General features: G+C 68.7%; 14 protein-coding genes. 5 read left to right on the top strand and 9 right to left on the bottom strand.

The window, feature by feature from the left end; genetic code table 11:
* Window positions 1-20 precede the first annotated feature (20 nt).
* The 4 genes from ACFWF3_RS08970 to ACFWF3_RS08955 all read right to left on the bottom strand — a co-directional run bounded on the left by ACFWF3_RS08970 (window position 21) and on the right by ACFWF3_RS08955 (window position 4,705).
* Window positions 21-677, bottom strand: coding sequence for an ammonium transporter (locus ACFWF3_RS08970; protein WP_379313147.1), 657 nt, complete (start codon window positions 675-677; stop codon window positions 21-23).
* Window positions 678-836: 159 nt separating this feature from the next.
* The gene (locus tag ACFWF3_RS08965) at window positions 837-1,577 is read right to left on the bottom strand and encodes an energy-coupling factor transporter transmembrane component T family protein (RefSeq protein ID WP_379313145.1); all 741 of its coding nucleotides are present in this window, start codon (window positions 1,575-1,577) and stop codon (window positions 837-839) included.
* Window positions 1,574-3,703 carry an ATP-binding cassette domain-containing protein gene (locus ACFWF3_RS08960; RefSeq protein ID WP_379313143.1) on the bottom strand — a complete coding sequence of 710 codons (2,130 nt, stop codon included), beginning with the start codon at window positions 3,701-3,703 and terminating at the stop codon, window positions 1,574-1,576. Before ACFWF3_RS08960 ends, ACFWF3_RS08965 begins: the two co-directional genes overlap by 4 nt.
* Window positions 3,704-3,784: 81 nt before the next feature.
* Window positions 3,785-4,705 (bottom strand): DMT family transporter, encoded by a 921-nt coding sequence (locus ACFWF3_RS08955; RefSeq protein WP_379313142.1) that lies wholly within the window; start codon window positions 4,703-4,705, stop codon window positions 3,785-3,787.
* Window positions 4,706-4,789: 84 nt separating this feature from the next.
* Here ACFWF3_RS08955 and ACFWF3_RS08950 point away from each other — a divergent pair, with 84 nt between their 5' ends.
* On the top strand, window positions 4,790-5,737 hold the full coding sequence (locus tag ACFWF3_RS08950; RefSeq protein ID WP_378990464.1) for a LysR family transcriptional regulator: 948 nt from the start codon (window positions 4,790-4,792) through the stop codon (window positions 5,735-5,737).
* Here the strand turns inward: ACFWF3_RS08950 and ACFWF3_RS08945 are convergent.
* Together ACFWF3_RS08945 and ACFWF3_RS08940 are read right to left on the bottom strand one after the other, a co-directional pair.
* Window positions 5,683-6,462: a phosphodiesterase gene (locus tag ACFWF3_RS08945; protein ID WP_378990463.1), complete on the bottom strand. Its 780-nt coding sequence runs from the start codon at window positions 6,460-6,462 to the stop codon at window positions 5,683-5,685. The two genes, ACFWF3_RS08950 and ACFWF3_RS08945, sit on opposite strands and share 55 nt — an antisense overlap.
* 151 nt (window positions 6,463-6,613) lie before the next feature.
* Complete coding sequence (locus ACFWF3_RS08940; protein WP_379313140.1) at window positions 6,614-7,057, bottom strand: MarR family winged helix-turn-helix transcriptional regulator; 444 nt, start codon at window positions 7,055-7,057, stop codon at window positions 6,614-6,616.
* 73 nt (window positions 7,058-7,130) lie between these two features.
* Between ACFWF3_RS08940 and ACFWF3_RS08935 the strand changes: the two genes are divergently transcribed.
* Window positions 7,131-7,739, top strand: a complete 609-nt coding sequence (locus ACFWF3_RS08935; protein ID WP_378990461.1) for a TIGR03086 family metal-binding protein — start codon at window positions 7,131-7,133, stop codon at window positions 7,737-7,739.
* A gap of 5 nt (window positions 7,740-7,744) precedes the next feature.
* On the opposite strand, the gene ACFWF3_RS08930 is transcribed toward ACFWF3_RS08935, so the two are convergent.
* Together ACFWF3_RS08930 and ACFWF3_RS08925 are read right to left on the bottom strand one after the other, a co-directional pair.
* Window positions 7,745-8,512: an RluA family pseudouridine synthase gene (locus tag ACFWF3_RS08930; protein ID WP_379313139.1), complete on the bottom strand. Its 768-nt coding sequence runs from the start codon at window positions 8,510-8,512 to the stop codon at window positions 7,745-7,747.
* 97 nt (window positions 8,513-8,609) lie between these two features.
* Window positions 8,610-9,596, bottom strand: a complete 987-nt coding sequence (locus ACFWF3_RS08925; RefSeq protein WP_379313137.1) for an adenylate/guanylate cyclase domain-containing protein — start codon at window positions 9,594-9,596, stop codon at window positions 8,610-8,612.
* A gap of 78 nt (window positions 9,597-9,674) precedes the next feature.
* Between ACFWF3_RS08925 and ACFWF3_RS08920 the strand changes: the two genes are divergently transcribed.
* A complete protein-coding gene (locus ACFWF3_RS08920; protein ID WP_379313135.1) occupies window positions 9,675-9,857 on the top strand; it encodes a hypothetical protein in 183 nt (60 codons plus the stop codon).
* On the opposite strand, the gene ACFWF3_RS08915 is transcribed toward ACFWF3_RS08920, so the two are convergent.
* Window positions 9,839-10,303 carry a hypothetical protein gene (locus ACFWF3_RS08915; RefSeq protein ID WP_379313134.1) on the bottom strand — a complete coding sequence of 155 codons (465 nt, stop codon included), beginning with the start codon at window positions 10,301-10,303 and terminating at the stop codon, window positions 9,839-9,841. The genes ACFWF3_RS08920 and ACFWF3_RS08915 overlap by 19 nt on opposite strands.
* A 128-nt stretch (window positions 10,304-10,431) precedes the next feature.
* Here ACFWF3_RS08915 and ACFWF3_RS08910 point away from each other — a divergent pair, with 128 nt between their 5' ends.
* Both ACFWF3_RS08910 and ACFWF3_RS08905 read left to right on the top strand, forming a co-directional pair.
* Window positions 10,432-11,256, top strand: a complete 825-nt coding sequence (locus ACFWF3_RS08910) for a helix-turn-helix transcriptional regulator (RefSeq protein ID WP_379313133.1) — start codon at window positions 10,432-10,434, stop codon at window positions 11,254-11,256.
* A 56-nt stretch (window positions 11,257-11,312) separates the two neighbouring features.
* Window positions 11,313-11,561 (top strand): DUF6194 family protein (locus tag ACFWF3_RS08905; RefSeq protein WP_379313131.1); only part of this gene is annotated, 249 nt, incomplete at its 3' end.

Genomic DNA, 11,561 nt, shown 5'->3' with positions numbered 1-11,561 from the left:
GAATCGAACTGTGGCGCAGACTATTTGGTCTGCTGGGCCCACTGCGTGGTACCTGCCGGCGCCTGGAGGGTGTTGATCAGATCCATGCCCGCGATGACCAGCGCGGGTCCACCGACGATGATCGTGCCGATGATGCCGCCGACGCTGGCGCCGGTGACGAAGCCCGGAATCGCGCCGACACCGGGGATGAGGACACCGCCGACGATCAGGCCGATCACCGCGCCGAGACCCATGCCGACGAAGCTGCCGACGGCGGTGGCCAGGCCGAAGGTGGATGCGAAGTTCGCCTGTGCCGCATAGTTTTCGGCGGGTGAGGCGACCGGCGTGAGGTTGGGCTTGGCCGCGGCGACGTTCTTCACCGCGGTCAGCTCGAGTACGTGGCCGTCGTCGCTAACCGCGTGCGGCAGCGGGTACTCGAACTTGCCGTCGCGGACCGAGAGTGGCATCGACACCAGGGTGGCGCCTGCTTCGTCGCGGATCTCGACCGTACCGCCGGTGACGGCGAAGGTGCCGTGGGTGAGGGTGGTGATGAGGGTGTTGCCGACGACCTCGGTGCGGTAATCGACATTCGGCGTCACCGGGTCGGCTCCGGCGACTCCGGCTCCCACCAGTGCGGCGGCGAGCACCGGAACAGCGGCCGCGGCGATTTTGCGGATGATCATGTGAACATTTCCCATCTGGATCTCATCAGGTGTGAGTTGCTCGAACAGGCGCCGTGATGATGACTTCCCCCCGAGAAAGTTTCGTGACCGGCGCGTGAAGCTGCCTAGCTCGATTTCTGTGAGGAACCATAGCTTGCACCAGGGTTTCGGGACAGTGAATTCGGGGTATTGCGCTCAGCCGATGATGGTGCTCAGCGCTACGGCGCCCGCACAGACCACGACGACCACGCCGAGTGCGATGGCGTCGCGGCGGTGCGGCGCGCTCGGATGCGCCGTCAGCATGCCGGTGCCGCCACGGGCGGTGATCGCCTCGCCGAGTTCGCCCGCGCGCCGCGACGACACCGCCATGCACGCGGTGAGGATGTCGATGAGCGGGTTGTCGGCGGCGCGGTGCATCAGGTTGTCCTTGGGGCGCAGTCGGCGTGCGGCGCGCAGCACCCGGATCTCGTCGAACAGCAGCGGCAATCCGCGCAGGGTGAGCGCCACGACCACGGCCCATTCGTCGACCGGTAGTCGCAACTTGCGCAGCGGCGCGCCGAGTTTCGCGAGAGCGGGGGCGATCTCGCCCATCGGCGTGGTGAAGGCGATCAGGAACGAGGCGGCCACCAGGACCATTCCGAAGACGAAGATCTGCGTGTAGCCGAGCACCGCTTTCATTCCGATCGGCGCGTTGATCAGGCCGCCGAGCACGACGAGTCCCCAGAACCACCACGGCAGCCGGGGGATCGCGCCGAGTGGCAGCCGCGCGAGTACCCAGATCAGTACCAGGAAGGCCGTGATCACGCCGAGCACCGGCCAGGTCGGCAGGAACATCAGCAGCAGGCTGATCAGGAACGCGGCGATCATCTTCGTGCCTGCCCACAGGCGGTGCACGACACTGTCGACCGGGACTTCACGCAGCAGCACTGTGCTCATGGGGTCGTGCCTTTCGGTGCGCTGGTGTGGGCCGTCGCGCCCTCGTCGCCGCGGCGGCCGAGGGGCAGGCCGGCCACGAAGGCCGGCTTCTCCAGTGCGCGTTCGGTTCTCGGGATCGCGTGACCGTCGGCCGAGACCACCACACCGTCGTCCAGGTGCACCGTGCGGTCGCAGACCATCGCCATCTCGGCGACATCGTGCGAGATGATGATCAACGTCAGCCCCGAATCCCGCAGCCGGGCGAGCAGTTCCACGATTTCGGCGCGCCCCTGTGGATCCAGGCCCGCCAGCGGTTCGTCGAGGACGACAACCTGCGGCCGGCTCGCCACCATCGCGGCGAGCACCACCCGCTTGGCCTGTCCGCCGCTGAGTTCCTCCACCGAACGGGCGGCGAGGCGGCGGTCGAGCCCCACCGCGTCCAGCGCTTGCCCGACCGCACCGGACCCGGTGGCCCGCCCGCCCCAGTCGGCGATCTCCGCGCCGACTGTCTGCTTCTGTAGTTGCAAGCGGGAATGCTGGAAGGCCAGCGCCACCCCGCCGACCTGCTTGTCGACCGCGGTGCCGCGCAGTTCGCAGCGTCCCGAGCTCGGCGCGATCAGTCCCGCGATGATCCAGGCGAGCGTCGATTTGCCCGATCCGTTGCCGCCGACGATCAGCAGCGCCTCGCCCTTGCGGACCGACAGGTCGACACCGTGCAGGGCCGGTGCTTCCCACGGCGTGCCGCGGTTGTAGGTGTGGCGCACGTCGGCGAGTTCGAGGACGGAGGCGCCCATCGGCCTGCGGCGCTGGTCGCGTGCCGGATGGGGCCAGCTCGCGAGGTGGTCGACCATCCGGCCGTCGGCGAGGTGGATCACCCGGTCGGCGGCGGTCGCGTCGGCTTCGTGGTGGGTCACCAGGACCACGGCGGTGCCGTGCCGGCGCGGGAGCTCGGCCAGGAGGGCGACGAGCTCGCGACGGCCGTCGGGGTCGATCATCGAGGTGGCTTCGTCGGCGATGAGCAGCGCCGGGCGGCGCGCGAGCGCGGCAGCCACGGCGAGACGCTGTTGCTGGCCGCCGGAGAGGGTGGCGGTTTCGCGGGCGCCCATGTCGGCGAGGCCGACCTCGGCGAGGAGCGCGTCGACGTCGACCGCGGCGGCCGAGTCCGCCGACAGCCCCCACACCACATCGTCGGCGACCGAGACGCCGAGAGTTTGGCTCTCGGGTCGCTGCAGAACCAGCGCCGTCCCGCCGAGCGCGCCCAAGCCCGCGGAACCAGGACGGTCCACCGCACCCGTTGTCGGCGGCCTGCCCGCCAGGACCCGGGTCAGGGTCGACTTGCCGGAGCCGTTGTGGCCGACGACGGCGACGAACTCGCCCGGGCGAATGGTGAGGTCGATGTCGGCCAGTGCGTCGACATTCGTGCCCTCGTACCGGTAGCCGACGCCGTGCAGGGATACCGGCAGCGGCCCGACCGGCCGATCGTCGAGGGGCGCGTCGAGTCGATCGCTGCCCGGCAACCACGCCAGGCGATCGAGTACCGCCCCGAGCACGAACCAGGAGATCACCGTGCTCACCAGCACGCCGAGCGCCACCGTGCCGCCGACGTAGATCCACCACCAGCGCAGCACCACGTCGACGGCTTCGGCGGCCATCCGGCCGAGCGGCTCCAGCGCGGGCAACCGGCCCGCCAGATTCTCGATGCCCTTCGCGGTATTGCGGATCGCGTCGAAGAACAGGTCTCTGGTTCGTGAGAAGAGCAGCAGACTGCCGACGGAGAACAGCCCCCAGCCCACACCGGCGACGATTCCGAGCGCGAACACCGTGGGGAATCCGCCGCCCCGGCGCTTCACGGTCCCGATGATTCCCGCCAGGGTGGCCGCGCCCATGACGCCGAGCGCGGGCATCACGCCGGCCGCCACGAAGGTGACCAGCGTGGCCGCGATTGTGGCCGTGACCAGTGCTCGTAACCGATACCGCTGGGCGAGCAGGCCCAACGGCACTGCTGCGACGAGCTGCAACGCGGCCGCCATGGGGACGAGTGAGCCGACGGTGATGAGGCCGACGGTGAGCCCGGCCATCACCGCGCCGCTCGCCAGTTCGATCGGGCGCAGGGGACCGCTGGGCAGACCCGCGGGCTTGTCTCTCACGTGTCCAGTCTGCCAGGGGGTCGGGTGTGCGGGTGTGGGGCTGATGTGGAGGTTGTGTGGGGTTGTCGGCAGGCGTGTCGGCTATCGAAGCACGGGGGCGGCGTCGTCCTGGCGCACGGCGGCGACCTGTGGGCGTCGCCGGAACATGCTCGGCCGCAAGCGCGCGATCGCGACGCCGGTCAGGCACAGGGCGCCGCCGAGGAGCGCGGTGGCGGTGGGGACTTCGGCGAGGAAGATCCAGGACATGACGATGGCGAGGGCGGGAACGGCGTAACTCGACGACGCGGTGACCCCCGCGGGGGTGTGGGCCAGGGCGTAGGCCCACAGCAGGAAGGCGAGGGCGGTCGAGACGACGCCCAGGTATACGACGCCGATGGTGGCGGAGAGCGGGGCTTGTGCCAGTTCCTGTGTCATTGTCGGTGCCCACGGCAGCAGGACGACGGCTCCGGCGACCGCGCCGAGGGCGGTCGCGGTCAGCGGGTCGGTGGACCGCAGCACCAGCTTCTGCGCCACCACGCTGATGCCGTAGAGCAGGGCGGCCGCCACCGCGAGCAGCACGCCGATGCGGTCGCGCTGTCCTGGTCCGGTGAACGCGATGATCGCGGCGCCGGTGAAGCTGACCGCGATGCCGACTACCAGCAGCGGCGGGAACCCCTCGTTCAGAAACAACCCGGCCAATACGGCGACCACGATCGGCGCGATGTTCACCAGCAGGGCGGTGGTGCCCGCGTCGAGATGCTGTTCGGCGGCGTTCACCAGCACGGTGTAAAGCCCGAACCACAGCGCGCCGTAGGCCATCGTGAGCCACAGCGCCGTGCCGCGCGGCATCCGGCCGCCGCGAAACGCCAGCACCAGCACCAGCACGACGGCGCCGACGAGCAGCCGTCCGGATGCCATCGCCGCGGGCGATACGTAGGGCGCGATGCCGCGGATGATCACGAACGACGATGCCCAGGCGAGCATCACGGCGACCAGGGCGAGAGCGGGCAGGCGTGACTTCATTCCTCTACGGTGGACCCGTGAAGAGGTAAGCACAAGCGGGTATTCGCCATCTAATATTCAGTAGAACTGAATCGAGGAATTCGCATGATCGACACGCACCGCTTGATGATCTTCCGATCCGTGGTCGCGACCGGCTCGGTGGCCGCGGCGGCCTCGACGCTCGGTTACTCGCCGTCGGCGATCTCCCAGCACCTGACCGCACTCCAGCGCGAGACCGGCTTGCAGCTGCTGGAACGAGTCGGTCGCGGCGTGGTGCCGACCCCGGCGGGCCGGGTGATCGCGGGGGAGGCCGCCAAGGTGCTCGACGAGTTGACCGCGCTCGGGTCGACGGTGTCGGACCTGCGCGCGGGCAAGGCCACTCGGATCACGATCAACTCGTTCAGCTCGGCGGGCACCAACTGGATGCCCGACGTGGTCGCCACCCTCACCCACGAATTCCCCGACACCAGGGTTCGCCTGCGCATCGTCGACGAACTGGCCCCGGTGTCGGGCAACCGTCCCGACATCGCCCTCACGGTGCGCCTGGGCAAACCGGCGCAGATCACCGGCTACACCCACCGCGACCTGATGACCGAGCCCTACGTCGCCGTGGTCCCCGCCGACCACGAACTGGCGACACGTACCACCGTCGACGTCGCCGAACTCGAGCGATACCGCTGGATCGACAACGACACCAGCCACGGACCGTGCAGGCAGGCGATGCTGAACGCCTGCGCCGCAGCGGGTTTCACGCCTCGGTTCGTGGTGGAGACCACCGACTACCCGTCCGCCCTGCGATTCGTGGCGCGCGGTGTCGGCATCACCGTCGTCCCCCGCCTCGGCGCCACGGACCTGCCGCCCGGTTCGCGCGCGCTGGAGCTGACCAATCCGACGCCGCGCCGCACGATCTGCGCGCACATCAAGGACTCCGAGTCGTGCAACCCGGTCGTCACCCGGACGATGGAGTTGCTGCGGGTGGCCGCGGGCTTGCCGGGCGGTCAGTCGGGTGGGGGCTCGGACAGCCAGCCGCCCATCGCGACTGTCCGGAAATGAGTTGTCAGGCCGAAGTTCTCGTCGATGACATGCAGCGCGATAGCCGGGTCGGGTGCGTAGTCCATGACGCGATGGGGTGGCGTCACTTCCCATTCGCCGCCGAGGACGGAAGCCGTACTGGGACAGGTGATCATGGGTTTGCCCGCGAAGATCGTCGCGATGGGGGCGTGGGCGTGGCCGGTGAGAATGCCGACGATGCGTGGATCGCCCGCCACCACCGCGGCCAGCCGGCCGGGATCGGCGAGCGCGATGACATCGACCACGGGACTGAACACGTGCTTGGGCGGATGGTGCAGGGCCACCAGGATCGGTCCGTCCGGCGCCTCGGCGAGTGTCGCGCGCAGCCAGTCGAAGGTGTCCTCGCCCAGCAGGCCCGCGGATTCACCGGGGATGCTCGAGTCGAGCATGACGACGGTGAGCGGCCCGACGCGGTGGACGCTGTTGACGGGAGTGGTCGAGGCGGGCTCGCCCAGCAGTGCGGTGCGGAAGTTCGCGCGGTCGTCGTGGTTGCCGGGCAGCAGGTACACGGGGATGTCTGCTTGCAGGGCAAGGCGTGCTTGCGCGTACTGCTCCGGCGTGCCGGAGTCGGTGATGTCGCCGGTCACCAGGATGACGTCGGGCCTGCGTGGCAGGTCCGCCAGGTAGCCCATCACCGCCTCCACCCGTTCGGTGTTGCGCGCGCTGAGGTCGAAGTGGGTATCGCTGAGCTGAGCCGCCAGGATCATCGGCAGTCGCTTTCTTCTCTGGGATCGCTCCGTTGCGTCAGAGTGTGCCGGTATGACTCATCGGCACCTCTCCAGGCTAGATGACCTGCGTTTATTCGTCTTCATGAGCCGTGCCACGGACCGAAACCCACGAGGTGGTCTGTGTCACCGCTCACCCGGGTGATTTCGCGGTTCGGGTGCGGTCGGCGAGCAGCTGTAGTACGCGCAGGAAAGTGTGGCGATCGGTGGCGGGTAGGTCGGCCAGTAGTCGCTTTTCCTGTTCCTGGATGTCGTGCTGGGCGCGGTCGCGCAGCTTCGCGCCGTCGGCGGTGAGCCGGATCAGGTTGACGCGCCGGTCGGCCGGATCGGGGTCGCGCAGGATCAGGCCGCGCTGCTGGAGGTCGTCGAGGACCGGGATGATCCGGGTCTTGTCCGCCCGGATCGTCTTGGCGAGCGCGGCCTGGGTGTGGACGGGCCCTTCGTCGAGTCCGAGCAGTACCACGTAGGCCCACATGGTGAGCCCGTGCCGGTCGAGGACGGGTCGCTCCGCCTCCGTCAGCGCACGGCCGAGCGGGACGAGCATGGCCGCGAGATCCGGCCGGGTCGCTTTCGGCATGGTCGAAATCTACCGCCGGACGGGTCGGTCGATGACCCTTGGCAGATCATAAGCATGAGCGTACGGTCAGCCTATGCGTACTATCTCGGAGGAAGATCGACTTCTCCTGGTCCGGCACGAGCGCGCGGTGCGGCTGAGTATCGACGCGGTCGAGGCGGCGTCCGATTCCGCATTGTCGACCGAAACGCCCTGTGCCGGTTGGGATCTGCGTGCTCTGCTGGACCACATGGGCACCCAGAACCGTGGTTTCGCCGCCGCCGCTCGCGGTGCGAACGACCCGGCGGTCTGGGCGGTGCGCCCCGCGATCGATCCGATCGGCGACTACATCCGGTCCGCCCACGACGTCGTCGCGGCCTTCGCCGCCTGCCAGGCCCGCACCCTGCATCTCCCCGAAATCCCGCCGGGCGAGTTCCCGGTCGCGACCGCCCTCGGCTTCCATCTCATCGACAGCGTCGTCCATGCCTGGGATGTCGCCCGGTCGGTAGGCCGAGCGATCGACCTGGACCCCGACCTGGCCCCGACCGCTCTGCGGATCGCCGAAGCGGTCCCCACCGGCACGGCTCGCCGTCGCCCCGGCGCCGCGTTCGGCCCCGCGCTCGAGGTCGCGGACACGACGGCAACTCTGGACCGCATCTTGCGCGTTCTCGGCCGTGCGCCCGAGTGGCTGCCGAGCCGGGCGTGAGGGTGTCAGCCGGAAATCAGCTGTGCGGCGGTGTGGAGAAGCCGCGCGCTCTCGTCCGGGTCGGACGTGAACGGCTCCCAGAAATCGGGGCCGGGGGTGGCCTCCAGATCGAGCAGCGGTGGGGTGAGCCAGTCGGCGTCGAGGCCGAGTCGCCAGGAGTGCAGGTGGGTGCGGGGCAGCGCGGCGGTGCGGTCGAACAGCGGGTCGCCCAGGATCGGGTGGCCGATCCAGGCCAGCTGCACGCGGATCTGATGGCGGCGCCCGGTCACCGGCCGCAGGGCGAGCAGTGCGTGCTCGCCGTGCCGGGCGACCGTGCTGAACAAGGTGCGCGACGGATAGTTCTTCGCGGGCAGCAGATCCGCCTCGTCGACGAACCACCGGTCACCCTCGCGCTGGATCGCCTCCCGTGGTGCCGCGATCCGCACCCGGTTCTTGCGCCCCACACTCAACGGAAGATCGATCTCACCGCCATCGGGCAGGTCGGCGCCCGACACGATCGCCAGATACGCCTTACGCGCGGTCTGATTGTTGAACTGCCTGGTCAGCGGTCCGTGCGCGGCCAGATCGGTAGCCAGTAGGACCAGTCCCGAAGTCACCTTGTCGATCCGGTGCACCGGATACAACTGCGTTCCCGCCGCCTGTGCCAACTCCACCAGATCGGTGTCGTGTCGCTCCCCGGTCACCGAGATCCCCGACGGTTTGTTCAACGCGAGCACCGCGTCATCGGCGAACACGGTGTACTCCTCGCGCACGCTGCGCCAATCCAAGTCCACTACAACACCCTAGGCAACGGTGTGCCGGCGCCGCTCGACGGCTGGTCAGCGGGCCGTCGCGCCGGAGCTGTGCACCTCGAAGCTGTGCACGTCGCAATCATGCCTGCCGCAGGCGGTGGGGGCGTAGGCGGTTGAAACCGCGAACGCGGACGCTGCGCAGGTGGCGGATGGCGAATTCGGGGTGGTCGTCGAGGGCAGAGGCCGCGGCGTCGTCGATGAGGATGTTGCCCGGCCGGGCGACGCCGGTCAGGCGGGCGGCGATATTGACCACCGAGCCGTAGAGGTCGCCGAAGCGTTGCAGCACCTCGCCGTAGGCGAACGCCACGCGCAGTTCCGGCGTGCCACCGACGAGCATGGTCGACTCCTGGATGGCCAGCGCGATGCGGGCGGCGGCGGCCGCGGTCTCGGCGGCGAACATCACCTCGTCGCCGACGTTCTTGATCACCCAGCCGCCGTTGTCGGTGATCGCCGAGGTGGTGGTCGATTCGAAAGCTTCGAGGAGCGTGGACAATTCGTCGGGGTGCAGGTGCCTGGTGAGCCGGGTGAAGCCGACCATGTCGGCGAATCCCACCGCCAGCGTCCGCATCGAACCTTCGCCCTGCGCCTCGCTCGACCTGGCGACCGCGGCCGCCAGGTGCCTGCGCCACACGTACGACTGCAACTGGTCGATGCTCGCCATGGTGGATTCCGTTGCGGCGCTGATCCGTTCCGTCAGCGGAATCGCGGGATCGGCCGCGGCGACGCGCGCCTTGATCTCGGCCAGCACCAGGTCGGCCTGCCACTCCGCCAGCCGCGCCATGCCCTGGCCGATCGTCCGCGCGGCCGCGGCCTGTTGCCGAATATCGGACGAGGCAACAACTTTCATACTCCGAAAGTTGGTGACCGCGGTGATATCGGTCTGCGTGAAGTCGACCTCGTCGTCCTCATTGGCCGGAAAACCCAGCGCCGTCCACAGCCGCCGCGACTCCGACTCCGGCACCCCCGACTGCTCGGCCACTTGCGTGCGCGTATATCGACGCGGCCCACCGAGCAGCGCTTCCTCGATACTGCGCTGCACCAATTCGGTCATCTCGGGCTCCGACATACTCAGACTCTACGACTGCGCCGCGCGAGTGACAGGCATCCTCGTCTCCACATTGGCAACGTTCATAAATCCGGGCCGGTGACACCTGGCACAACGCCGTCATGCCTGGTAACCCGTGACCTGGTCGCTTACCTGCAGGTGCGACTTCGCGCACTGCGCGGCTTCCTCGAAGGCGCGGCGGTGTCGGCCTCGCGCGGGCTGCCCGCGTCGACGATGGCGGTGATCGAGCTGTTGAAGGCGCGTCAGCGCAGCACGCTGTAGGTGGCCGACAGGGTGAAGCCGTGCTCGCCGACCTCGCAGCTCACCGTCCCCTGATAGCCGACGCCGCAGGTGGTGTTCTCCCGCGTGATCCGGTGACCTTCGGGGAGCACCCTCGCCGCCGGGTGGGTGAAGATAGGGCTGTCGGCGTCGACGAAGTGCGCCGCTTCGAGGATCCCGACCCGGAGCTGGTCGGTGCCCGCGGGCGCGTCGATCGGGACCGCGTCACACCCGGCCGGGCCGTTGTTCCAGTAGATGGCGCAGTGCCGTCCGTCGGGCGTGGTGAAGAAGACGGTGCCCGCGTATTCGGGTTCGGGAACCTGGTAGTCGACGGGGTCTACCGGCGTGTAATCACCGAGCCCCGACTGCGCGGCGGCCGGTCCCGCGGCCAGGAAACCGGCGGCCAGCGCGGCCCCGGACAGAACGGTGAGTGTGGATCGGATCAACATGGACGTCCTCCCTCGACTTGTTGTACCCGGTATTTCGCCGCCCCGACGCACCTCGTTAACCAACCGAACAATTCCCTTCGCATGATGCGATGCACGCGTATCCGCCGCTACCTTCTACGCTGGCTGCCATGTCGTCACCCGCTCTCGGCGAGTTCCTTCGCACCCGGCGCGCCCGCATCCAACCCGCCGCCGTCGGACTGAGCGAATACGGTCGCCGCAGGATGGTCGGATTGCGTCGCGAGGAAGTGGCGCAGCTGGCCGGCATGAGTGTGGATTACTACACCCGGTTGGAGCGGGGGCGCGATGAGGATTACCCCGATTCGGTGCTCGACTCCGTTGCCCGCGCCCTGCGTCTCGATGCCGCCGAGCGCGACCACTTCTACACGCTGGTCCGTCCTGCCGACCCCGACTACAACTACGCCCCGACCGTTCGCCCCGGCACCCAGCTGCTGCTCCACTCGATCACGACGCCCGCGTTCGTGCTCGGGCGCCACATGGAAGTGCTGGCCTGGAACGACATGGGCGACAAGATCTTCGGCTTCGACGCGGTCGCCGACCCCGAACGCAACCTGGCTCGCTTCACGGTGCTGAACCCCGCGGCGGGCGTGTTCTATCCCGACTGGGAACCGGTTGCCGCGGAGACCGCCGCCTATCTCCGTCGCCAGGTGGACCGCTGCCCGCGTGATCGCAGGCTGACCTCACTCATCGACGAACTCACCGCCGCCAACCCGGTGTTCCACCGCATCTGGTCGATCCACACCCCGGCAGGCAATACGCACGGCGACAGGCTGATCCAGCATCCGGTGGTCGGCCGGATCGAATTCGGTTACGAGACATTGGCTTTGCCGGGTGATCTGGATCAGCTGCTGGTGGTGTACACCGTGCACCCGGATTCGGCGGCAAGCCAGGCGGTCGCCGCGTTGGGTACGCGGGAACTGGTCGGCGCCAGCTGACCGGGCAGTTCACACCGGGGTTGGAACCGCTTGCTCGCGAATGAGACGCTCGAAGCATGACGATCGAGCAAGTAACCGACTACGTGACCGGCCTCGGCGGAGTGCTGGTGCTGCGGCCGACCGAGGGGAGTGAGGCTCCCGAGATCAGCTGGGGCGACACCTTCTTCTACTACGCCCCCGACGGCGTCGTTCCCGCCGGTCAGCCCTTCGCCACCATCGTGACCAAGGACTACCCCGGCGACGAGACATCCGACCTGAATCGCCCCGGCAGCTTCCGCGTCAATATCGCCGTGAGCAAGACGACC

It is taken from the genome of Nocardia sp. NPDC060220 (assembly GCF_042727815.1).
Taxonomy (GTDB): Bacteria; Actinomycetota; Actinomycetes; order Mycobacteriales; family Mycobacteriaceae; genus Nocardia.
The sequence above is the reverse complement of the archived record's forward strand: the minus strand, read 5'-3'. Positions and strand labels throughout refer to the sequence as shown.